Genomic DNA, 21,758 nt, shown 5'->3' with positions numbered 1-21,758 from the left:
CCTTTTGACGGGTACCTGCAGAACATTTCGACGTTTTCGGCCTGTTCGATGTCCCGGCCCTGATTCCTGTGGAGCATTGTCCATGAATAGCCGTTTTTCAGTTTTCATCGCACCGCTGTTGATTGCCACCGCGCTTACCAGTTCCCTGGCGCTGGCCCACGGCGATGAAGACGCCCCCGCCAAGCCCGAATGCCCTCGAGGCCAGGTTTTAGATAAAAAAACGCAAAAATGCGTCCTGCAGACCAGTAAAGCGGTGTCTGATGCCGACCGTACCGATTACGCTTATCAATTGGCCAAGGACAATCGCTATGAAGAAGCGCTGGCGTTGCTCGATACGCTCAAAGACCCCAACACTGCCAAGGCGTTAAACTATCGCGGCTATGCCACGCGTAAACTGGGGCGCACTGACGAAGGTATCGGTTACTACCTGCAATCGGTCAAACTCGACCCGCAGTACGCGAGGGTCCGCGAGTACCTCGGCGAAGCCTATGTGGTCAAAGGCCGGCTGGACCTGGCCCAGGAACAGTTGCAACAGATCAAGTCGATTTGCGGCAACACTTCCTGCGAGGAATACCAGGACCTGTCTGAAGCCATCCACGATTCATCGAAAACCTGACATCCCGAACGGACGGAGGTCGCCATCGCCAGCGATCAGGCAATACGGGCAGAGCTGAGCCAGCACCTGGCGCGTTTATGGCGCTACGGCCTGCTGTTGTCCCGACAACGGCATGTCGCCGAAGACCTGGTGCAGGCCACTTGCGTGCGCGCGCTGGAACGGGCCGGGCAATACGAACCGGGGACTCGGATGGACCGCTGGCTGATGAGCATCCTGCATTCGATCTGGATCAACGAAGTGCGCGCCCGGCGGGTGCGTCAGGGGCAAGGCACAGTCGATACCGACGATGCGTTGTCGTTTGATGGAGAACAGGCGGCGCAAACCCATGTGCTGGCGTCGCAGGTCATTCGCCGCGTCGATGCGCTGCCCGAGGCGCAACGGGAAACGGTGTTTCTGGCCTATGTCGAGGGTCTGTCCTATCGCGAGGTCGCCGAAGTGTTGCAAGTCCCCATCGGCACGGTCATGAGTCGCCTGGCAGCGGCCCGGGTGAAACTCGCCGAATACCCGCCGTTGCAATCGGTGCCGACCCCTTCCAGCGGAGAACGTCGATGAACGCGAAACTCTCGGATGAGCAACTGGTGGCCTATCTGGATGACCAGCTCGATACCGAACAGCGGGCACGCATCGACGCGGCCATTGCCGAAGATCCGATGATCGGACTGCGCCTGCAATGGTTGAATCGCAGCAGCCTGCCGTTCAAGGAAGCGTTCAATCAACTGAATCGGCAGGCCCCCGTGGATCGCCTGCAAGCCATGCTCGACACCCTTCCCTCGCCGGCCCGTCCACCGCTCAGCCGTCGCGGGTTCCTGGCGGCAGCGGCCGGGCTGGTGGCCGGTGGCGTGCTGGCGGACCGGCTGTTCCTGGGCTGGCAGGAAAGTCAACAAACCAGCAACTGGCGCGGGCTGGTGGCCGACTATATGGCGCTCTACGTGCCGCAGACCCTGGACCATTTGCCCAGCGATGAAAGCACTCAACGCGCGCAATTGCAGACCCTCGATGAACATCTGGGCCTTAAACTCGTACCCACGCAGTTGAGCTTGCCCCGGGTCGAATTCAAGCGCGCACAAATCCTTGAATACGATGACGTGCCGATCGCCCAGATCACCTACCTCGACCCGGTCCATGGCCCGCTGGCGCTGTGCATCACCCTTTCCAGCAGCGGCAGCCGACATGTCGCCCGGGAGCGTCGGCACGGGTTGAACATTGTCTATTGGTCGGACATGCATCACGCCTGGATGCTGATCGGCCATAACCCGGCGCCAGAACTGGAGGCGATGGCCACGACGCTGCGCAGTCGATTGAACGCCTGACCCTCTGGTATGCACGAATCAATGTGGCGAGGCAGCTCGCTCCCGCTCGGCGGCGCAGCCGTCGTAAAAACTTTGACAGGTATGCAGTGTCACGCCGGCGTCGGCAACCACAAGCGGAATCGCGCCCCGCCCAGCGGCGATGCTTCGACGGTCAAGGTACCGCCCTGCGCCTCCAGTGCCCGACGACTGATCGCCAGCCCCAGGCCAAACCCGCCCGTGGCGCGGTCACGACTGCGATCCAGCCGATAGAACGGCTCGAAAATCCGTTCACGTTGATCATCCGGAATGCCGATGCCGTCATCGTCGACCCAGATCTCACAGCCTTGGGGACACACCTGCACGCCAATCTGGATGCGTTTTTCACAGTAGCGCATGGCGTTGCGCAGCAGGTTCTGCAGGGCACGGGCGGTCAGGCGCGGGTCGAGGCTGAAGCGTTCGAGCTGACCATGGAGCAACACGTCGATGACAATGTCCGGTGATTGTTCTTCATCCACACTGCCCAGAATGCTGTCGATGAATTCATCCAGCGACACTTCGACCTGCTCCGGCACCCGCGCCGGATTCTGCAAGCGGCTGTAGGACAGCAGTTCAAGCACCAGTTCATCGAGTTCGCGGATGTGGTCGACCAGCCCTTGCAGACGTTCGCGGCTGGTGGCCGGCAGGTCGTCGGACAGGGCCAGGGCCAGGCCGAAATCCAGTCGCGTCAACGGCGTACGCAATTCATGGGACACCGCGTTGAGCAGGTCCCGCTGCTGATTCAGCAGGTTTTCGATATCGCCGGCCATGGTGTCGAAGACGTTCGCCAGACTGCCGATGTTGGAACTGGCCGCAATCTGCGTGCGCTCGCTCAAGTGGCCCTTGCCGAAGCGTTCTGCCGCACGTTTGAGCCGCTCCAGGTCACGCCAGTGCGGACGCAGCCACAGCAACAGGCACGCAAGCATGGTCGCGCCGATCAGCACGTTGATGCTCCAGTACAGCAGGTTGACGTCCAGCGGATCCGGTGGCACCACCATTTGCACCACGGTGCGCTCATTCAGTGGCGCCACCGCCAGGGTGCGCCAACCCCAGTCGCCGATACGCACCACGTTTTCACCGCGCTGCAAACGTTGCTGCTCGTCGAGGGACAAACCGGGATCGTCGATCGCGCTGAGTACGATGTGCAGCGGTCGGAAATCCTCGTCCATTTCGGCCGCCAGGGTTGGCCACCGTTCGACCGGAACCGCTTTGAACTGCTTGACCATGAGGGTTTGGAGCCCTCGGGAATAATCGAGGTTGTAGCTGACAAAGCGCTCGTGGAAGACCTTGATCACCAGGTCCGGCACCAGATAAATGGCGGCGCTGAACGAGACAATGGTCACCAGGTACAGGCGAAAGAGGATTCTGAACATCGGCTCAGTATTCCCACTCGGAACGGCTGAACAGGTAGCCCTTGCCCCACACGGTCTTGATCTTGCGCGCTTCGCCCGCGTGGTCGTCGAACTTGCGTCGCAGCTTGGAGATCGCCACGTCCACCGAACGGTCGGTGCCGTTGAACTCGATGCCGCGCAGCCGTTGCAGAATCTGGTCGCGGCTCAGTACTTCGCCGGCATGCCGGGCCAGCACCACCAGCAGGTTGTATTCGCCGCTGGACAGTTCGACCAATTGCTCGCGCCAGGTCACGGTGCGTTCGGACAGGTCAATGCACAGGTTGCCCATGAGGATGCGGTCATTGGCGGTCTGCGGTTCGCTGAGGCTGCTGCGCCGCAGCAAGGTGCGCACCCGGGCCAGCAATACGCGAGGCTCGCAGGGTTTGGTGACGTAGTCGTCAGCGCCCATTTCCAGGCCCAGCACCTGATCGTGACTGTCGTCGCGGGCGGTGAGCATCAGGATCGGCAGGCTCGCCGAATCGGCGCGCAACAGGCGGCACACTTGCAGGCCGTCGAGCCCCGGCAGCATCAGGTCGAGGATCACCAGGTCCGGCGGATTGAGCCGCGCCCGCTCGCGCACATGATCACCGCGACTGATCACGCTGACGGAGTAGCCGTTGCGTTCCAGGTAGCTGGCAATCAGCTCGGCGAGTGCGGTGTCGTCTTCGACCAGGAGGATGTTGGGCATGGGGGTGTTCCAGAAAGTGCTGTGGCGCTTGATAGACAGCTATCGCGAGCTGGCTCGCTCCCACATTTGATCTGTAGCGTTCACAAATCCCCTGTGGGAGCGAGCCTGCTCGCGATGGCGGTCGACCAAGCGCAAATGAAATCAAGGCCTGCAGGATATACGCCCACACGCACACCTGAGTAAAACCCTTACACAATTTCACACAGCGCCTACAAAGCTTCACCGCTACCCTCGCCGACGCCCAGTAGGATGCTGGGGGTCATTATTGGGGTCATTCATGTCTAAACATCTGCTTGCCAGGCTCAGTCTTGTAGCGCTGGCGTTGACGCTCAGCGCCTGCGACAAGTCCACCAACGCCGAGGAAGAGGCGCCGTTGGCCACCGTTCGCATCGAAACCATCGAAGCCCGCCCCCTGTCGATCAGCAGCGAGCTGAGCGGGCGGATCGTGGCGCCACGCATCGCCGAAGTGCGGGCCCGGGTGGCCGGCGTGGTGTTGCAACGCACCTTCCGCGAAGGCAGCGACGTGAAGAAAGGCGATGTGCTGTTTCGCATCGATCCGGCCCCATTCAAGGCCGACCTGGAAAGCGCCGAGGCCGCGTTGCGCAAGGCCGAGGCCAATGCGTATCAAGCCAGACTGCAAGAGCAGCGCTACGCCCAGTTGATCGACGACAAGGCCATCAGCGGGCAGGACTACGACAATGCGCGGGCCGCCGTGCGGCAAACGGCGGCCGATGTTGCGGCCAACAAAGCGGCGGTGGACCGGGCAACCCTCAACCTGGGTTACGCCACCGTCACCGCACCGATCTCCGGGCGCGTCGGTCGCGCGCTGGTCACCGAAGGCGCGCTGGTGGGGCAGAACGAAACCACGCCTCTGGCACTGATTCAGCAACTGAATCCGATCCACGCCGACCTCACCCAGTCGACCCGCGAACTCAACGACCTGCGCCGGGCGTTCCGCTCCGGTCAGTTGAAAGAAGTGGGGCAAGGACAGGCCAAGGCCACGCTGATCCAGGACGACGGCAGTCTGTATCCGTTGCCGGGCAAACTGCTGTTCAGCGATATCACGGTCGATCCAGGCACCGGGCAGATCATTCTGCGCAGCGAATTCCCCAACCCGGATCTCGACCTGCTGCCGGGCAGTTTCGTGCGCGTGCGTCTCGAGCAAGCGATCAATCAGCAAGGCATCAGCGTGCCGCAACGGGCCATCCAGCGTGACAGCGCCGGGGTGGCGCAGGTGCTGTTGCTCGATGACCAGCAGCGGGTCGGCCTGCAACCGGTCGAACTGGGCCCGGTGCAGAACGATCGCTGGGTCGTCACCGGTGGCCTCAAACCCGGCGACCGCATAGTCATCGAAGGCCTGCAACACGCCCGCCCCGGCGAGAAAGTGCAGATCGACGACACCCCTCTTCCAATCGCCCAGGTTTCTGGCCAGTAAGCAGGACGCTTGTTTATGCCGCAGTTCTTTATCGACCGCCCGGTGTTTGCCTGGGTGGTCGCGTTATTCATCCTGCTGGCCGGGGCCCTGGCCATTCCACAGTTGCCGGTGGCGCAGTACCCCGACGTCGCGCCGCCGCAGATCGAAATCTATGCCGTGTACCCCGGCGCTTCGGCGCAGACCGTGGACGAGAGCGTGGTCAGCCTGATCGAGGAAGAACTCAATGGCACCGACCACCTGCTGTATTTCGAATCGCAAAGCAGTCTGGGCAGTGCCACGATCAAGGCGACGTTCCAGCCCGGCACAAATCCGGAAATGGCCCAGGTGGATGTGCAGAATCGCTTGAAAGTCGTGGAATCGCGCCTGCCGCAAGCGGTGACCCAGCAAGGCTTGCAGGTGGAGAAAGTCTCCGCCGGGTTCCTGCTGTTGATCACCCTGACCTCCAGTGACGGCAAGCTCGACGATGTGGCGCTCAGCGATTACCTGGCGCGCAACGTGATGAACGAGATCAAGCGTCTGGACGGCGTCGGCAAGGCACAGCTGTACGGTGCCGAACGGGCGATGCGTATCTGGATCGACCCGCAGAAACTGCTCGGTTTCAACCTCACGCCCGCCGACGTCAATGCCGCCATCGTGGCGCAAAACGCCCAGGTATCGGCAGGCAGCATCGGCGATTTGCCGAGCCGCGGCACCCAGGAAATCACCGCGACCATTCTGGTCAAGGGGCAACTGTCGACGCCCGAGGAATTCGCCGACATCGTGCTCAAGGCCAATCCCGATGGCTCCACCGTGCGCATCGGCGATGTCGCCAGGGTCGAGATCGGCAGCCAGGACTATCAGTTTTCCACGCGCCTGAACGGCAAGCCGTCGACCGCCGTCGGCGTGCAACTCTCGCCCGGCGCCAACGCCCTGAGCACCGCGACGCTGGTGCGGGCGAAGATGGATGAACTGTCGCGCTACTTCCCGGCCGGGGTGCAATACAAGATCCCGTACGACACGTCGCCGTTCGTCAAAGTCTCGATCACCAAAGTGGTCTACACCCTGGGCGAAGCAATGCTGCTGGTGTTCGCGGTGATGTTCCTGTTCCTGCAGAACATCCGCTATACGCTGATTCCGACGCTGGTGGTGCCGGTGGCGCTGATGGGCACCTTTGCGACCATGTTGGCGCTGGGGTTCTCGATCAACGTGCTGACCATGTTCGGCATGGTGCTGGCCATCGGCATTCTGGTGGACGACGCGATTGTGGTGGTGGAGAACGTCGAGCGAATCATGGCCACTGAAGGCCTGTCGCCCAAGGAAGCGACGCGCAAGGCGATGAAGCAGATCACCGGCGCGATCATTGGCATCACCCTGGTGCTGGTCGCAGTGTTCATTCCGATGGCGTTCATGCAGGGCTCGGTCGGGGTGATTTACCGCCAGTTCTCGCTGTCGATGGCCACTTCAATCCTGTTCTCGGCGTTCCTCGCGCTGACCCTGACCCCGGCGCTGTGCGCGACGCTGTTGAAGCCGATTGCCCAGGGTGAGCATCACGAAAAACGTGGCTTCTTTGGCTGGTTCAACCGCCGTTTCGAGCGACTCACGGACCGTTATCAGGGTTGGGTCGCCTATGCGTTGAAGCGCAGCGGCCGTTACCTGTTGATCTACGGCGTGCTGCTGATCGGCCTGGGGGTTTGCTTCAGTCGTTTGCCCTCCTCGTTCCTGCCGGTGGAAGACCAGGGTTACACCATCACCGACATTCAACTGCCACCGGGCGCGAGCAAGCATCGCACCGTGCAAGTGGTCGAGCAGATCGAAGCGCACAACGCCACCGAGCCGGGCGTCGGCGACAGCACAGTGATTCTGGGCTTCAGTTTCTCCGGCAGCGGGCAGAACGCGGCGTTGGCGTTTACCACCTTGAAAGACTGGTCCGAACGCGGCAGCGACGACTCGGCCAGTTCGATTGCCGACCGCGCCAACATCGCCCTCAGCCAGATCAAGGACGCCATGGCCTTTGCGGTGCTGCCGCCGCCGGTCGACGGCCTCGGCACCTCCAGCGGCTTCGAGTTCCGCTTGCAGGATCGCGGTGGCCTCGGTCACGCCACGCTGATGCGCGCCCGTACTGAATTGCTGGCCGCCGCCGAGAAAAGTCCAATCCTGATGAACGTGCGCGAAAGCGCCCTGGCGGAAGCGCCGCAAGTGCAACTGGTCGTCGACCGCAAACAGGCAAATGCCCTGGGCGTGTCCTTTGCCGACATTGGCAGCGTGCTGTCCACCGCCGTGGGCTCGACTTATATCAACGACTTCCCCAATCAGGGACGGATGCAACGGGTGGTGGTGCAGGCTGAAGGCGACCAACGCAGTCAGGTCGACGATCTGCTGAAGATTCACGTGCGCAACAACGCAGGCGACATGGTGCCGCTGTCGGCGTTCGTCCAGGCCAAATGGACCCAGGGCCCGGCGCAGTTGACCCGCTACAACGGCTACCCGGCGATTGCGATTTCCGGCGAACCGAAACCCGGTCACAGCACGGGTGAAGCCATGGCGGAGATCGAACGGCTGGTCGCGTTGGGCCCGGCGGGATTGGGCCAGGAATGGACCGGATTGTCGTTGCAGGAACGTCTTTCCGGCAGCCAGGCGCCGATCCTGCTCGGTTTGTCCTTGCTGATCGTGTTCCTGTGCCTGGCGGCGCTGTACGAGAGCTGGTCGATCCCGACCTCGGTGCTGCTGGTGGTGCCACTGGGCGTGCTCGGCGCGGTGCTGGCGGTGACCTTGCGCGGCATGCCCAACGATGTGTTCTTCAAGGTCGGGCTGATCACCATCATCGGCCTGTCGGCGAAAAACGCGATCCTGATCATCGAGTTCGCCAAGAGCCTGTACGACGAAGGTCATGACCTGATCGACGCCACCTTGCAAGCGGCGCGCCTGCGACTGCGGCCGATCGTCATGACCTCACTGGCGTTCATCCTTGGCGTGGTGCCGCTGGCGATTGCCACCGGGGCCAGCTCCGCGAGCCAGCAGGCCATCGGTACCGGGGTGATTGGCGGGATGATCACCGCGACCCTGGCCGTGGTGTTCGTGCCGGTGTTTTTTGTGGTGGTGATGAAGCTGGTGCGTAAACGCCACAAAATCATCTGACCAATACAGTCGATGACTTGTGGGAGCGAGCCTGCTCGCGATAGCGGTGTGACAGTCAACCGGGTAGTTGAATGTGATGGCCTCATCGCGAGCAAGCTCGCTCCCACAAGTGGCTTCATGATTTGAGGATTGTGGTCACAACCGACCGCCCTGGGCTAAGGTGTTGGCAATACCCCGACCTCTTGAGTGCTCATGTCCTTCCTCACCCACACCCACCCCCGCCTCTCCGCCGGCATGACGCTCGGCATCGCGGCGGGCATTCTGGTTCCGGCCGATTCGATCATCACCAAAATACTCATCGGCTGGAATGCCGGGGTCTGGACTTACCTGATCCTGATGTCCTGGATCGTCGTACGCTCCAAAGCGGCGGATGTGAAACGCATTGCCGACATGGAAGACGAAAACGCCGGACTGGTGCTGTTCGTGGTGTGCATTGCGGCGATTGCCAGCCTGGCGACCATCACCTTCGAACTGGCCGGCAGCAAGGACCTGGAAACCACCCGAAAGCTCCTGCATTACGGCTTCACCGCATTGACCGTGCTGGGTTCCTGGCTGCTGATCGGGGTGATTTTCAGCGTGCATTACGCGCGGCTTTATTACACCTGGCAAGGCAAGGAGCCGGCATTGCGCTTTGCAGAGGGTTTGACCACGCCCAATTACTGGGACTTCCTGTACTTCTCGTTCACCATCGGTGTGGCGGTGCAGACGTCCGATGTCGGCGTGGCGACCCGTGACTTGCGCAAGATCGTACTGGCGCAGTCGCTGATCGGTTTTCTGTTCAATACGGCGATTCTCGGGTTTTCGATCAATATCGCCGCCGGGCTCTTCAACTGACAAGCTGCACAAACGTTCTAGGCATCGAGCCCGGCGCAAGTGTTAAATCGTTCGGCAATATGTCCCTCAGGTGCAGCATGACGTCTCATAACTGGATCGACCTGTCCAAGGATGCCGACACCGGCATCGAGACCCTGCGCGCGCATTTCCAAGGCCACGCCTACGACCCGCACTGGCATGACAGCTATCTGGTGGGCGTCACCGAGCAAGGCGTGCAGCAGTTCAACTGCCGTCGCGCCAGGCATCAAAGCACCCCGGGCAAAGTGTTCTTGCTCGAACCGGGGGATATCCATGACGGCGAAGCCCCGACCGCTGACGGTTTCACCTACCGCATGCTCTACCTCGACCCGCAGTGGTTGCAGCAAGAACTCGGCGCCGTGTTCGACAGCGCGCCAGACCACAGTGCATTGAGTTTCGCCAATACGCTGGCCAACGATTCGCGGCTGGCCCGCGCGACCAGCCTGGCGTTCGAAACCCTGCACCACGGCGAGCTCAAGATCGTCCGGCAAACCGCTCTCGCCGACTTGCTCGAACGCCTGACCAGCCATCTGCACTGGCGTGTGCGCTGTGGCGAAGACCCACGCCTGCCTCGAGTGGCCCAGCGGGCGCGAGAGTACCTGCACGCCAACGCTCAATACGACATCGGCCTCGACCAATTGGCCGCCGCCACCGGCGTCGACCGTTTTCGCCTGACCCGTGCCTTCAAGGCCGCTTATGGCATCGCGCCCCATGCCTATCTGGTGCAATTGCGCCTGGCTTCGGCCCGACGAATGCTGGCGCGGGGCGAACAACCGGCGGCAGTGGCGATGACCCTGGGCTTTGCCGATCAAAGCCATCTCGGCCGCTGGTTCGTCCGCGCCTATGGCCTGACACCGGCGCTGTACCGCAAGCGTTGCTCAAATCTTCCAGACAGTTAAGCGCCGCGCTTGTGAAGATCGACTTCACTGATCTTCACCGGAGTTTGCTTGCGATGCTGTCCTCTTTCCCGACGTTGCTGCCCTTCCTGCTATTCGCCTTTGTGGCCTCGATCACCCCCGGACCGACCAACATTCTGGTGTTGAGCAACAGTGCCCGGTTCGGCGTGATGGCGGCCATTCCGATCATCCTGGGTGCCTGCGCCAGCGCTGCGATCCTTGTGCTGCTGGTGGGTTCCGGGGCCGGCTCTGCGTCGACAGCCTGGCCGGTCATGCAAACCGTCATGCAATGGGTCGGTGTAGCGTGGCTGAGCTATCTGGGGTGGCAGATTTTTAGCGCCCCCGCCGAAGCCATCGGCACTCAGGCCAAAGACGCCCGACTCGGATTGTGGGGCGCCGCCGGCCTGCAATGGATCAACCCGAAAACCTGGATGATGGCGCTGGCGGTGGTCAGTGTGTTTGCCGGGGTGGGCGAAAATCGACTGGTCCATGTGCTCTACCTGTCCCTGGCGTTCTTTGTGATTTCGGTGCCATGCCTGGGCGCCTGGGCGCTGCTCGGTGCCGCGTCCTCGCGCTGGTTGCATTCGGCAACGGCCATGCAACGCTTCAACCGCGGCATGGCCCTGTTGCTGCTGGGTTCGGCGTGGTTGAGCGTACTGGCGTGAGCTCCACTCGTCGCCCATTGTCGGACAATTGTTCATCCGGGGCTTGACGCCGAATTGGCTTTTGGTGTCTTCTGAAACCGGTTTCAGCGCCATGCGCTCAGCCTTATAAATCCAATAAGAAGGTTCCAGACCGTGAACGATTTCTCCGCCGCCCAGCGCAGCCGCGTGACCATGCTCGACGTGGCCGAACACGCCAGGGTCTCCAAGGCCAGCGTTTCGCGGTTCATCGGCGAAGACCGCGCCCTGCTCTCCGATGCCATCGCCCAGCGCATCGAACAGGCGATTGCCGAACTGGGCTATCGCCCGAACCAGATGGCCCGCGGCCTCAAGCGCGGGCGTACCCGTCTGATCGGCATGCTGGTGGCCGATATCCGCAACCCTTATTCAATTGCCGTGATGCACGGGGTGGAAACCGCCTGCCGACAGCACGGCTACAGCCTGGTGGTGTGCAACACCGACCGCGACGACGAGCAGGAACGCCAGCACCTGGCCCTGTTGCGCTCGTACAACATCGAAGGCTTGATCGTGAACACCCTCGGCCATCACCGGGACGAGTTGCTCGAGCTACACCGTGAAATGCCCCTGGTGCTGGTCGACCGCAAGGTCGAGCATCTGGAGAGCGACATGGTGGGTCTGGACAATCCCGCAGCCGTCGAGATGGCCCTCGCCCACCTTGAAGAACGCGGTTATCGCGACGTGCTATTGGTGACCGAGCCGTTTGATGGCACCAGTTCTCGCACCGAGCGGGTCGCCAGCTTCAAGGCGCAAATCGAACAACGCCCGGCCCTTCGCGGCACGCTGGTCGAAACCGGCAGCGATCTGGCCGCACACCTGAAAAATTTCCTCCAGACACCCGGCCCTGGCCCGAAAGCGCTGTTTTGCGCGAACGGGGTCGCGGCGCTGGCCGGCACCCATGCGTTGCGTGAGCTCAAGTGCAAGCTGTTTGAAGACGTGGGCCTGATCGCCCTCGATGACCTGGATTGGTATCCGCTGGTGGGCAGCGGCATCACCGCCCTCGCCCAGCCGACCACGGAGATTGGCGCCAGTGCATTCGAGTGTTTGCTCAAGCGGTTGCGCGGGGATGACGGGGCGGTACGGACCCTGGATTTTTCGGCGCGGCTGGTGGTGCGGGGTTCGACCCTTGGGGTTCTTCGGTGAACGTCCCGGCCCCTTCGCGAGCAGGCTCGCTCCCACAGTGGACCAGTGTTCGCCAATCCGTGTGGGAGCGAGCCTGCTCGCGATGAGGCCGGCAAGAACCCTGCACAAATCAACAGTGATTTTTTTTGAACAAAAATGAAACCGGTTTCAGAGGTAGAAAAACAATGAACAAACCCGCCGTTTCCATCAGCCTCTCCAGCTACGGTGCCGATCTGGTCCGTCAGCGCGGCCAGGGCAGTTTCATCGCCGTGCTGGCCGCCGCCGGTGCCACGCGCATCGAATGGCGTGAAGAGCTGCTGTCCTTTGAGAACCCCGCGCACCTGGCCGACGCAACTCGGGCCGAGGGCCTGGAAAGCGTGTACTCGTCACCGATGGAGCTGTGGCTGGCCGGGCAGTCGAAACCCAACCCGCAACTGATCACTGCCCTGAGTCGCGCCGAGGCGTTTGGCGCCAAATGGCTGAAGGTTTCGCTGGGCTATTTCACCGATAACTGCGACTTGCAATCCCTGGCCCGGGTGCTCGACGAAAGCACCGTGCAGTTACTGGTGGAAAACGACCAGACCCTGCACGGTGGCCGCATCGAACCGTTCCAGCGCTTCTTCAATCAAGTCGAGCAACACCACCTGCCGATCAAAATGACCTTCGATATCGGCAACTGGCACTGGCAGGACCAGTCCGCCGCCAGCGCCGCGCGGTTGCTCGGTCGTCACGTCGGTTATGTGCACTGCAAGGCGGTCACGCGTCGCGCCGACGGCAAACTGATCGCCATCCCGCCCTCCGCCAGCGACTTGCAACAGTGGGAACACCTGCTGCGGCACATGGCCCCTGGCGTTATGCGAGCCGCGGAATACCCGCTGCAAGGTGAGGACCTGGTGCAACTGACCACCGAGCATGTCGCCGCCCTCGCCCACCTCGGCCAGTCGCAACGGGAGAGCGTCCATGTCTGAGATCGATATCCTCTCGTTCGGCGAAACCATGGCGATGTTCGTTGCCGAGCAGACCGGCGAACTGGCCAGCGTCAACGCGTTCCACAAACGCATTGCCGGGGCTGACAGTAACGTCGCCATTGGCCTGTCGCGCCTGGGTTTCAAGGTGGCGTGGCTGAGCCGGGTCGGTGCCGATTCCCTGGGCCGATTTGTGATCGATACGCTGGAGAAAGAAGGCCTGGATTGCCGTCACGTCGACATCGACCCCGCGCACCCCACCGGATTTCAGCTCAAATCCCGCACCGATGACGGCAGCGATCCCGCCGTCGAGTACTTCCGCCGTGGTTCGGCGGCCAGTCACTTGTCGCTGCATTCGATCGTGCCCGATTTGCTCAACGCCCGGCACCTGCACGCCACCGGCATCCCACCGGCGCTGTCGGAAACGGCGCGGCAGATGTCGTTCGAATTGATGAGCCGCATGCGCGATGCCGGCCGTAGCGTGTCGTTCGACCCCAACCTGCGCCCGAGCCTGTGGGCCAGCGAGCAACTGATGATCACTGAAATCAACCGCCTCGCCGCCCTCGCCCATTGGGTGCTGCCAGGGTTGAGTGAAGGTCGTTTGCTCACCGGTTTCGAAGACCCGGCCGACATCGCCGCGTTCTACCTCGACCAGGGCGCCGAAGCGGTCGCGATCAAGCTCGGCCCGCATGGTGCTTATTACCGCACGCACCTGGATGCCGGTTTTGTCGCCGGTGTGCCGGTGGAAACCGTGGTCGACACCGTGGGTGCCGGGGACGGTTTTGCCGTGGGCATGATCAGCGCGCTGCTGGAAAACCACAGCTTTGCCGAGGCGGTGAAGCGTGCCAACTGGATTGGCAGCCGCGCGGTGCAGAGCCGCGGGGACATGGAAGGATTGCCGACCCGGTCTGAAATGGTCAGCGAATTTGAGGCCGCCATCGCGAGCAGGCTCGCTCCCACTGAGGACTTGTGTCGAACATAAATCAAATGTGGGAGCGGGCTTGCCCGCGATGAGGCCCGCCCAGCCACTGAAGATTTGAAACCGTTACCTGCTGCGACAAAAACAACAAGCTCAGGAGCACCACCATGAAAACCGCAACGCTCGCCACCCGCCGCTGGTGGTACATCATGCCCATCGTGTTCATCACCTATAGCCTGGCGTACCTCGATCGCGCCAACTACGGGTTCGCCGCCGCCTCTGGCATGGCCGCGGACCTGATGATCACCCCGGGCCTGTCGTCGATGCTCGGCGCGCTGTTCTTCCTCGGTTACTTTTTCTTCCAGGTGCCGGGGGCGATCTACGCGCAGAAACACAGCGTGAAAAAACTGATTTTCGTCAGCCTGATCCTCTGGGGTGGCCTGGCGACCTTGACCGGGATTGTCTCCAACGCTTATTGGCTGGTGGTCATCCGCTTCATGCTCGGCGTGGTTGAAGCCGCAGTGATGCCGGCGATGCTGATCTATCTGTGCCACTGGTTCACCCGTGCCGAACGCTCGCGGGCCAATACCTTCCTGATTCTCGGCAACCCGGTGACCATGCTGTGGATGTCGGTGGTGTCGGGCTATCTGGTGCAGCATTTCAGCTGGCGCTGGATGTTTATCATCGAAGGGTTGCCGGCGGTGCTCTGGGCCTTTATCTGGTGGCGTCTGGCCGATGATCGTCCATCCGAGGCCAAGTGGCTCAACGACCAGGAAAAACTCGATCTGGAAAGCGCCCTGGCGGCCGAACAGGTCGGCATCAAAGCCGTGAAGAACTACGCCGAAGCGTTCCGCTCCAGCAAAGTCATCATCCTGGCCCTGCAGTTTTTCTGCTGGAGCATCGGCGTGTACGGCTTCGTGCTGTGGTTGCCGTCGATCCTAAAGGCCGGCGCGCAAATGGACATGATCGAAGCCGGCTGGCTCTCGGCCCTGCCTTACCTGGCGGCGGTGATCGGCATGCTGCTGGTCTCCTGGGGTTCGGACAAGCTGCAAAAACGCAAACGCTTCGTCTGGCCGCCGCTGCTGATTGCCTCCATCGCCTTCTACGCTTCCTACGCGTTGGGCGCCGAACATTTCTGGTGGTCCTATACCCTGCTGGTGATTGCCGGTGCCTGCATGTACGCGCCTTACGGGCCCTTCTTCGCGATCATTCCGGAAATCCTCCCGTCCAACGTCGCCGGCGGCGCCATGGCACTGATCAACAGCATGGGCGCCCTGGGTTCGTTCGGCGGTTCCTACCTGGTCGGCTACCTGAACAGCTCTACCGGCTCACCCGGCGCCTCGTACCTGCTGATGAGCGGCGCATTGATGCTCTCGGTGGTACTGACGATTTTCCTCAAGCCCGGCGCCAGCGACCGGGAGCGTCCCACGGTCGCGCTGACCCGTCGCACCGCCGCCCACCCATGAATTGATGTCGAGAGAACCCGGATGAAAAAGCAGGTCGTTCTATACAAGAAACTGTCGCCGTCGCTGATGGCTCGCTTGCACGAGCAGGCTGAAGTGACGCTGATCGAAAGCCTCGATGCCACAGGGCTGGCCAAGCTGCGCGACGCCCTGCCCCGCGCCCAGGGCTTGCTCGGTGCCAGCCTGAAACTGGATGCCGAACTGCTCGACCTGGCGCCGCATCTTGAAGCCATCGCCAGCGTCTCGGTGGGCGTCGACAACTACGACATCGGCTACCTGACCGAGCGGCGCATCCTGCTCAGCAACACACCGGATGTGCTGACCGAAACCACCGCCGACACGGGTTTCGCCCTGATCCTGGCCACCGCGCGGCGCGTAGTGGAACTGGCGAACCTGGTTCGCGACGGCCGGTGGACCCGCAACATCGGCCCCGCGCACTTCGGCAGCGATGTCCACGGCAAGACCCTGGGCATCATCGGCATGGGACGCATAGGCGAAGCCCTGGCCCAACGTGGGCACTTTGGCTTCGGCATGCCGGTGATCTACCACAGCCACTCGCCGAAACCGGCGGTCGAACAGCGGTTCAATGCCCAGTACCGCAGCCTCGACGACTTGCTGCAGCAGGCTGATTTCGTCTGCCTGACGCTGCCGCTGACCGCCGAAACCGAAGGGCTGATCGGTGCGCGGCAGTTCGCGCTGATGCGTCCAGAGACCATCTTCATCAATATTTCCCGAGGCAAAGTCGTGGATGAAGCGGCGCTGATCCGGGCCTTGAGTGACCGACAGATTCGCGCCGCCGGGGTGGACGTGTTCGAGCGTGAACCGCTGGGTCATGACTCGCCGTTGCTGCAACTGGACAATGTGGTGGCCACGCCGCACATGGGCTCGGCCACCCATGAGACACGGGAGGCGATGGCCCGGTGTGCGGTGGACAACCTGTTGGCGGCGCTGGCGGGTCAGCGGCCGGTTAATCTGGTGAATGGCGCGGCCTGGAAAAGCTGAAAATCAAAAGGTCGCAGTCGTCGGCAGCTCATTGAGGGAACGCACTTCAACGCAGGCGCTTCCAAAGGCTGCGATCTTTTCAGACCCGCCGGGCATCCAGCAGGTCTGGCGTACATCCCGCCATCGGGCATCGCACGAAGTCAGGCTGAAGTAGCAGATGCCGTGCCGTTAGTGAACGTCTTCGTTACCGACAGGGAACGGTTTCCAGCGGCATCTTTGGCCCTGACATCAAAAACCTCCGAGCTCCCCAGGCCTGAAACCGGGTAACTGTTACCGCTCACCGACACCCAGCTACCCGCGTTGCGACGCACCTCATAGCCGGTGACCCCGACATTGTCCTGCGATGCACTCCAGCTCAGCAGCGCATTGCCAGGCGTCGAGAGCGTCAGCTTGAGGGCCGTCACGCGAATAGGCGGTACCCGATCATGGGTCACCACGTTGATGACAGCCGACAGGGCCGGTACGGGTCCTTCGGAACGACGGGGCTGAACCGTGAACCGATACTCCTGTTCGGGCATCAACCCCGTGGCGATGTGCTCACGCACGCTGGTGCGAACAAGAGGTCGTCCGGGACAGGTGACTTCGTAATCGATCAGATAAGAGGCGTCCTGCGGAGCATCCCAGGTCAGCCTCGCTTCGTTGAACGTCCTGCCGGGGTTGCTCAGGTTTCGTGGTTGCGTCCTGTCCGGGCCGATCGTGACGGTCGCGGACGAGGGCGCTGAATATCCGGTCTCATTAAAGGCTCGCACCTCGATGAAATAGGTCACATCGGGAGACAGGTACCTCAACAGCCAGGTCAGGTGCTCGGTCTCATATCGGGCGATGACTTGTGGGTGTTGACTGAGCAATCCATAGGCCACCTCGTAACCTGGCTGATTGATCGTGGCCCAACTGACTCGCACCGTATCGAAGGTGTCCAGCACAACCAACGGGCCCGGTTTGGGCGGTAATGGAGGGCCATCCAGCGTTCGTTGAGTGATGCGCGACGGCGAAGACTCGCCGTTGGCATTGCGGGCACTGACTTCGACGAAATACAGCGTGTTTTTGTTGAGGTTGGCCAGCGTTTCGTGCAGTAGCCGGGTGGTCAGCGTATTGACCGCCCCGCCGGGTTCGATGCCGTAACGGATCACATAATCGACGGCCCCCGTGGCCGCAGACCATTGAATTTCCAGGGTCGAGATTGTCGACGTCGCCCGCAAGCCAGCGGGCGTCGGCGGTACTTGCAGGGTCTGCCGGGTGATCCGCGTCGGCGCCGAATCGCCGACGTTATTGGTCGAGCGCACATCAAAGTAATAGTTGGTTCCGGAGTTCAGGCCGCTGACCGTGTGAGCTGTTGCCACCGACGTCTGGGTGCCGATCACCGCGCCACTGGGGGCCAGACCATAACTGATCTTGTAACTCGAAGCGTCGGCGGGGCCGGACCAGCTCAGGGCCATGCTGTTTTTGGCGGGTGTGGCGCCCAGATTGGTCGGGCTTGCCGGAACCGAGGCGGCGGGATGGGTTTTGGCCTGGGCGTCCTTGCTGACTGGCGATACCTCGCCGCCCTTGAGCCCGAAGACCTGGATGAGGTATTCCGTGTTCGGATTCAGCCCGCTGACGATATAGGTCAACGAACTGATGGGGACATCGAACTCGCCGACCGTGGAGCCGCCGACCACCGCCCACCTCACCCGCGAAGCGGTGTGCCCGCCACCGGCCGTGTATCCCCAGATCACGCGAATGGCCGAGGTCGACTGAGCGGACGCGGTGATGGTGGTCGGCGGGGCCACGTTCGCCGCTTCAGGCAAGGTCTGTTTATTGATCCGAGTCGGCGCCGAATCGCCGACGTTGCTGGACGAACGCACATCAAAGTAATAGTTGGTTCCGGAGTTCAGGCCGCTGACCGTGTGAGCTGTTGCCACCGACGTCTGGGTGCCGATCACCGCGCCACTGGGGGCCAGACCATAACTGATCTTGTAACTCGAAGCGTCGGCGGGGCCGGACCAGCTCAGGGCCATGCTGTTTTTGGCGGGTGTGGCGCCCAGATTGGTCGGGCTTGCCGGAACCGAGGCGGCGGGATGGGTTTTGGCCTGGGCGTCCTTGCTGACTGGCGATACCTCGCCGCCCTTGAGCCCGAAGACCTGGATGAGGTATTCCGTGTTCGGATTCAGCCCGCTGACGATATAGGTCAACGAACTGATGGGGACATCGAACTCGCCGACCGTGGAGCCGCCGACCACCGCCCACCTCACCCGCGAAGCGGTGTGCCCGCCACCGGCCGTGTATCCCCAGATCACGCGAATGGCCGAGGTCGACTGAGCGGACGCGGTGATGGTGATCGGCGGCACCACATACGCCACCCCAGGCAAGGATGATTCGTTTTCGTGCCCACTCATTCGGAAGCCTCCAGCAACGGTTCGATTGTTTGCCATTTAAATACCGTTTGCTGGGACTGCGCTACTGACAGAACTGACAGTGGCGTTCAGCCAGTTTCTATGCTTTCCATGGCCAGATCATCAGAATTTTTCAACCAACATTCGCATGAGGTTCCAGAAGGTCGCTGGCACACAACGCGATGCGCCGACAGGCGTCCAGCAATTGCAGTTGATCCACCACCAGGCCAATACGAATATGCCCCGCCGCGCTCGGCCCAAACGCCTCGCCTGCGAGAACCGATACACCGTAACCTTCCAGCAGTCGCTCGGCGAAGCGTTGGGCACAGAGACCTGTCTGGCGCACATCGACCATCACGAACATGCCGCCATCGGGCAGAACGGGGCGCAAACCCGGGCACTGGCCAAGAATCCCGCATACCAGATCGCGGCGCTTGCGATATTCCTCACGCATCGACGCCACTTGCGGCAAGTCTTTGTCCAATGCCAGTTGCGCGGCGTTCTGCACGAAGTCCGGAATTCCAAACAGCATGCTCAACGACAAGTTCACAAGATGCTCGGCCAAGGGTTTTGGCCCGATGACCCAGCCCACTCGCCATCCGCTCATGGCGTGGGATTTGGACAGGCTGTTGATGGTCGCCGTACGCTCGGCCATGCCCGGCAGGCTCGCCGGGCTGATGTGCCGGCCCTCATACAACAGCTCGCTGTAGACCTCGTCGCTGATCAGCCAGAGGTCATGACGAATGCACAGCGCTGCCAGTTGCTGCCAGATCTCCAGTGAAAGACTGGCCCCCGACGGATTGTTCGGGCTGTTGATCAAAATGGCCCGGGTTCTGGGCGTTATCCGCGCAGCGACATCCGCCGGGTCCACGCGAAAGCCGTTCTGCGGGCTCACTGGCACTGACACGACTCTGGCCGCGCATGCACCGATCACACCTTCGTAGGTCACGTACATGGGTTCGGCGATGAGTACTTCGTCACCCGGATCGAGCAAACATTGCACCACTGAATAGACCGCGCACTGCGCGCCCGGAAAAACAATCACATGGTCGGCATCCACAGCCTGGCCGCTGTGTTGGCGGTGACGACGGGCGATACTGTCGCGCAGACCTCGGCTGCCGCGCACTTGCGGATAGTGCGTGTCACCGGCCAGCAAACTGTCGATGGCGGCCTGCACGATGGGCTGGGGAGTGTCGAAATCCGGATCGCCGATGGACAACAGCAGTACATCGACGCCCTGCTCGCGCAATTGCAACGCTCGATCGTGAATCTTCCAGGCCGCCGCCCCTTCTCCGGCAATGCGTTGGGTCAAGGCTGAATAGCGCATGTCATTCTCCTGTCGCGCGGGTTCCCAGCCACAACCCTATCTCAAATCGAGAAACGCGCCACCCGCGTTTTTAAGCGACGAACGGCGATATTGGTGCGGATCAAAAACTGGCCGCTGCATTGGCGTGTATTCGGTCAGCATTTGCGTGCTAACTCCGCTCCGTTCAATGCACAAAGTCTCGCCTATTCAAAAAATTAACGCGCATTTCTCAGGAGGTCATCATTCAAAGATCCGTCCTACAACCGCGAGAGTCTTTCGCTGACAGCCTTTTCCATAGCACCCGACTAAAGTCCGTCACCTGTAATTTCTGACAGGTTCCAAGTCGTTTAATTCGCGTTATAACGAGACCTCGCCTACAGCCCTGCACCGGGTTTTGTAGGACGGCCGCGCGAACCACGCCTTTTTGAAGTAGGACGATTCTGCCGCGCCCACGCCGTCATAGATGATGAATGGGAGAACCAAAATGCATCAGTCCACTACCGCCTCAGTTCGTTCATCGATAGCCCCGCTCAAACAGCTCGTTCAGGAGGTCGATCAACCCAAGAAAGTCAAGCTCACCCCCAGGGAAAAAGAAGTCCTGATGTGGATCGCAGCGGGCAAATCTTCCTGGGAAATCGCGCAGATCTTCAGCTGTTCCGAGGCGGGTGTGAACTACCACTTCGGCAACATTCGCAAAAAATTCGATGTGAGCTCACGCTGGGTCGCCCTGGTCATGGCGCTGAAACAAGGCTTGATCCGAATGCCTTGAACCAGCTCTCATCGAGGGTCCGCGTGTCATCGACCCTGTTGAGACATTTCATGAATCCGGAAATCAAGCCTCAATTCTTGCCCTCTACGCCCGCCCTCCAGAGTGCCTGTGACGATTCGCCCGTATCGTACGGGCACCCAACCCACGTTCGGCTACGCATCATTCTCGCCGACGACCATCCCGTGGTACTGGGAGGCGCAAAAATTGCCCTGTGCTCGCCACCTGACTCAGTGTTTTCGGTGGTCGCCCTGGCGCACAACGCCGATGAACTGATCAACCATCTGGAGCACACGCCGTGTGATCTGGTGATCAGCGATTATGCGATGCCTTATGGGCGCTTTCCCGATGGCATGGCATTGATGGGTTACCTCAAGCGCCACTTTGCCCGTATCCCGCTGGTGGTCATGACCACGATGCGCAACCCTTCGCTGTTGCAGGCATTGTTGAACGCGGGTGTCAAAGGGCTGTTCGATAAGCGCAGTCCGATGAAGGAATTGAAGCGGGCGGCACTGCGGGTGACCAGTGGGCGAAGTTACCTCTGCCCGGCATTCGCCAGTGTTCTGCAGGCCCAGACCCTGGTCGAGTCTGAAAGCGGTACGTCGGCGGTGAGTCTTTCCGACCGTGAACTGGAGGTAGTACGTTTGTTCGTCCAGGGCATGTCCGGTCGCCAGATTGCGGCACTGCTCAACCGCAGTGAAAAAACCATTAGCCGACAAAAACGCACCGCCATGGACAAGTTGGGGCTTGACCATGATGGTGGGTTGGTGGAGTTTGCGCGGGTGAGTGGGTTGGGTTGAGAGTTAGAAATCGTATACCCGCATGTGCGGGTATACGAATCGACCG

At 61.5% G+C, this 21,758-nt stretch carries 19 protein-coding genes; 15 read left to right on the top strand and 4 right to left on the bottom strand.

Features of this window, described 5'->3' with window-relative positions; all coding sequences use genetic code 11:
- The first annotated feature begins 82 nt into the window (after positions 1–82).
- From ACX3YF_RS23695 to ACX3YF_RS23685, 3 genes are all read left to right on the top strand, one after another.
- On the top strand, positions 83–616 hold the full coding sequence (locus ACX3YF_RS23695; protein ID WP_130210318.1) for a tetratricopeptide repeat protein: 534 nt from the start codon (positions 83–85) through the stop codon (positions 614–616).
- Between the two features lie 66 nt (positions 617–682).
- Positions 683–1,168, top strand: coding sequence for an RNA polymerase sigma factor (locus ACX3YF_RS23690; protein ID WP_458974865.1), 486 nt, complete (start codon positions 683–685; stop codon positions 1,166–1,168).
- A complete protein-coding gene (locus tag ACX3YF_RS23685; RefSeq protein ID WP_458974411.1) occupies positions 1,165–1,926 on the top strand; it encodes an anti-sigma factor family protein in 762 nt (253 codons plus the stop codon). The genes ACX3YF_RS23690 and ACX3YF_RS23685 overlap by 4 nt, the downstream gene beginning before the upstream one ends.
- Before the next feature lie 89 nt (positions 1,927–2,015).
- On the opposite strand, the gene ACX3YF_RS23680 is transcribed toward ACX3YF_RS23685, so the two are convergent.
- Together ACX3YF_RS23680 and ACX3YF_RS23675 are read right to left on the bottom strand one after the other, a co-directional pair.
- Positions 2,016–3,314 carry an ATP-binding protein gene (locus ACX3YF_RS23680; protein ID WP_130210312.1) on the bottom strand — a complete coding sequence of 433 codons (1,299 nt, stop codon included), beginning with the start codon at positions 3,312–3,314 and terminating at the stop codon, positions 2,016–2,018.
- Positions 3,315–3,318: 4 nt separating this feature from the next.
- Complete coding sequence (locus ACX3YF_RS23675) at positions 3,319–4,020, bottom strand: response regulator (protein ID WP_198132589.1); 702 nt, start codon at positions 4,018–4,020, stop codon at positions 3,319–3,321.
- A 277-nt stretch (positions 4,021–4,297) separates the two neighbouring features.
- Between ACX3YF_RS23675 and ACX3YF_RS23670 the strand changes: the two genes are divergently transcribed.
- The 10 genes from ACX3YF_RS23670 (at position 4,298) to ACX3YF_RS23625 (ending at position 16,468) form a co-directional block, all read left to right on the top strand.
- A complete protein-coding gene (locus ACX3YF_RS23670; protein WP_130210308.1) occupies positions 4,298–5,455 on the top strand; it encodes an efflux RND transporter periplasmic adaptor subunit in 1,158 nt (385 codons plus the stop codon).
- 15 nt (positions 5,456–5,470) lie between these two features.
- Positions 5,471–8,569 carry an efflux RND transporter permease subunit gene (locus tag ACX3YF_RS23665; RefSeq protein ID WP_130210306.1) on the top strand — a complete coding sequence of 1,033 codons (3,099 nt, stop codon included), beginning with the start codon at positions 5,471–5,473 and terminating at the stop codon, positions 8,567–8,569.
- 192 nt (positions 8,570–8,761) lie between these two features.
- Positions 8,762–9,403: a DUF1345 domain-containing protein gene (locus tag ACX3YF_RS23660; RefSeq protein WP_130210304.1), complete on the top strand. Its 642-nt coding sequence runs from the start codon at positions 8,762–8,764 to the stop codon at positions 9,401–9,403.
- A 77-nt stretch (positions 9,404–9,480) separates the two neighbouring features.
- Complete coding sequence (locus ACX3YF_RS23655; protein WP_458945127.1) at positions 9,481–10,320, top strand: AraC family ligand binding domain-containing protein; 840 nt, start codon at positions 9,481–9,483, stop codon at positions 10,318–10,320.
- A 53-nt stretch (positions 10,321–10,373) separates the two neighbouring features.
- Positions 10,374–10,982 (top strand): LysE family translocator, encoded by a 609-nt coding sequence (locus tag ACX3YF_RS23650; protein WP_458974410.1) that lies wholly within the window; start codon positions 10,374–10,376, stop codon positions 10,980–10,982.
- A 132-nt stretch (positions 10,983–11,114) separates the two neighbouring features.
- Entirely contained in the window at positions 11,115–12,140 is a 1,026-nt protein-coding gene (locus ACX3YF_RS23645; RefSeq protein WP_130210298.1) for a LacI family DNA-binding transcriptional regulator, read from the top strand.
- A gap of 164 nt (positions 12,141–12,304) precedes the next feature.
- The gene (locus ACX3YF_RS23640; protein ID WP_458945125.1) at positions 12,305–13,087 is read left to right on the top strand and encodes a sugar phosphate isomerase/epimerase family protein; all 783 of its coding nucleotides are present in this window, start codon (positions 12,305–12,307) and stop codon (positions 13,085–13,087) included.
- Positions 13,080–14,066 carry a sugar kinase gene (locus tag ACX3YF_RS23635; protein WP_458974409.1) on the top strand — a complete coding sequence of 329 codons (987 nt, stop codon included), beginning with the start codon at positions 13,080–13,082 and terminating at the stop codon, positions 14,064–14,066. Before ACX3YF_RS23640 ends, ACX3YF_RS23635 begins: the two co-directional genes overlap by 8 nt.
- 104 nt (positions 14,067–14,170) lie before the next feature.
- A complete protein-coding gene (locus ACX3YF_RS23630; protein WP_130210292.1) occupies positions 14,171–15,469 on the top strand; it encodes an MFS transporter in 1,299 nt (432 codons plus the stop codon).
- Positions 15,470–15,490: 21 nt separating this feature from the next.
- Positions 15,491–16,468 (top strand): 2-hydroxyacid dehydrogenase, encoded by a 978-nt coding sequence (locus tag ACX3YF_RS23625; RefSeq protein ID WP_458974408.1) that lies wholly within the window; start codon positions 15,491–15,493, stop codon positions 16,466–16,468.
- 140 nt (positions 16,469–16,608) lie between these two features.
- Here the strand turns inward: ACX3YF_RS23625 and ACX3YF_RS23620 are convergent, their stop codons facing one another.
- Together ACX3YF_RS23620 and ACX3YF_RS23615 are read right to left on the bottom strand one after the other, a co-directional pair.
- Complete coding sequence (locus ACX3YF_RS23620) at positions 16,609–18,843, bottom strand: fibronectin type III domain-containing protein (RefSeq protein ID WP_458974407.1); 2,235 nt, start codon at positions 18,841–18,843, stop codon at positions 16,609–16,611.
- A 130-nt stretch (positions 18,844–18,973) separates the two neighbouring features.
- Entirely contained in the window at positions 18,974–20,167 is a 1,194-nt protein-coding gene (locus ACX3YF_RS23615; protein ID WP_458974406.1) for a pyridoxal phosphate-dependent aminotransferase, read from the bottom strand.
- Between the two features lie 463 nt (positions 20,168–20,630).
- On the opposite strand from ACX3YF_RS23615, the gene ACX3YF_RS23610 reads away from it, so the two are divergent.
- Complete coding sequence (locus ACX3YF_RS23610; RefSeq protein ID WP_130210284.1) at positions 20,631–20,915, top strand: helix-turn-helix transcriptional regulator; 285 nt, start codon at positions 20,631–20,633, stop codon at positions 20,913–20,915.
- Between the two features lie 50 nt (positions 20,916–20,965).
- Entirely contained in the window at positions 20,966–21,712 is a 747-nt protein-coding gene (locus ACX3YF_RS23605) for a response regulator (protein WP_458945121.1), read from the top strand.
- The last annotated feature ends 46 nt before the right edge of the window (positions 21,713–21,758 follow it).

It is taken from the genome of Pseudomonas fluorescens group sp. PF-69, assembly GCF_054481235.1.
Note: the sequence above shows the minus strand (reverse complement) of the source record. Positions and strands in the feature narration are given on the sequence as shown.

Bases quoted from the DNA above. Each gene is read 5' to 3' on its own strand.
- ACX3YF_RS23675 (WP_198132589.1), bottom strand. From the start codon at position 4,020: ATGCCCAACATCCTCCTGGTCGAAGACGACACCGCACTCGCCGAGCTG.
- ACX3YF_RS23685 (WP_458974411.1), top strand. From the start codon at position 1,165: ATGAACGCGAAACTCTCGGATGAGCAACTGGTGGCCTATCTGGATGAC.
- ACX3YF_RS23670 (WP_130210308.1), top strand. From the start codon at position 4,298: ATGTCTAAACATCTGCTTGCCAGGCTCAGTCTTGTAGCGCTGGCGTTG.
- ACX3YF_RS23665 (WP_130210306.1), top strand. From the start codon at position 5,471: ATGCCGCAGTTCTTTATCGACCGCCCGGTGTTTGCCTGGGTGGTCGCG.
- ACX3YF_RS23630 (WP_130210292.1), top strand. From the start codon at position 14,171: ATGAAAACCGCAACGCTCGCCACCCGCCGCTGGTGGTACATCATGCCC.
- ACX3YF_RS23625 (WP_458974408.1), top strand. From the start codon at position 15,491: ATGAAAAAGCAGGTCGTTCTATACAAGAAACTGTCGCCGTCGCTGATG.
- ACX3YF_RS23695 (WP_130210318.1), top strand. From the start codon at position 83: ATGAATAGCCGTTTTTCAGTTTTCATCGCACCGCTGTTGATTGCCACC.
- ACX3YF_RS23680 (WP_130210312.1), bottom strand. From the start codon at position 3,314: ATGTTCAGAATCCTCTTTCGCCTGTACCTGGTGACCATTGTCTCGTTC.
- ACX3YF_RS23660 (WP_130210304.1), top strand. From the start codon at position 8,762: ATGTCCTTCCTCACCCACACCCACCCCCGCCTCTCCGCCGGCATGACG.
- ACX3YF_RS23610 (WP_130210284.1), top strand. From the start codon at position 20,631: ATGCATCAGTCCACTACCGCCTCAGTTCGTTCATCGATAGCCCCGCTC.
- ACX3YF_RS23605 (WP_458945121.1), top strand. From the start codon at position 20,966: ATGAATCCGGAAATCAAGCCTCAATTCTTGCCCTCTACGCCCGCCCTC.
- ACX3YF_RS23655 (WP_458945127.1), top strand. From the start codon at position 9,481: ATGACGTCTCATAACTGGATCGACCTGTCCAAGGATGCCGACACCGGC.
- ACX3YF_RS23640 (WP_458945125.1), top strand. From the start codon at position 12,305: ATGAACAAACCCGCCGTTTCCATCAGCCTCTCCAGCTACGGTGCCGAT.
- ACX3YF_RS23620 (WP_458974407.1), bottom strand. From the start codon at position 18,843: ATGAGTGGGCACGAAAACGAATCATCCTTGCCTGGGGTGGCGTATGTG.
- ACX3YF_RS23615 (WP_458974406.1), bottom strand. From the start codon at position 20,167: ATGCGCTATTCAGCCTTGACCCAACGCATTGCCGGAGAAGGGGCGGCG.
- ACX3YF_RS23635 (WP_458974409.1), top strand. From the start codon at position 13,080: ATGTCTGAGATCGATATCCTCTCGTTCGGCGAAACCATGGCGATGTTC.
- ACX3YF_RS23650 (WP_458974410.1), top strand. From the start codon at position 10,374: ATGCTGTCCTCTTTCCCGACGTTGCTGCCCTTCCTGCTATTCGCCTTT.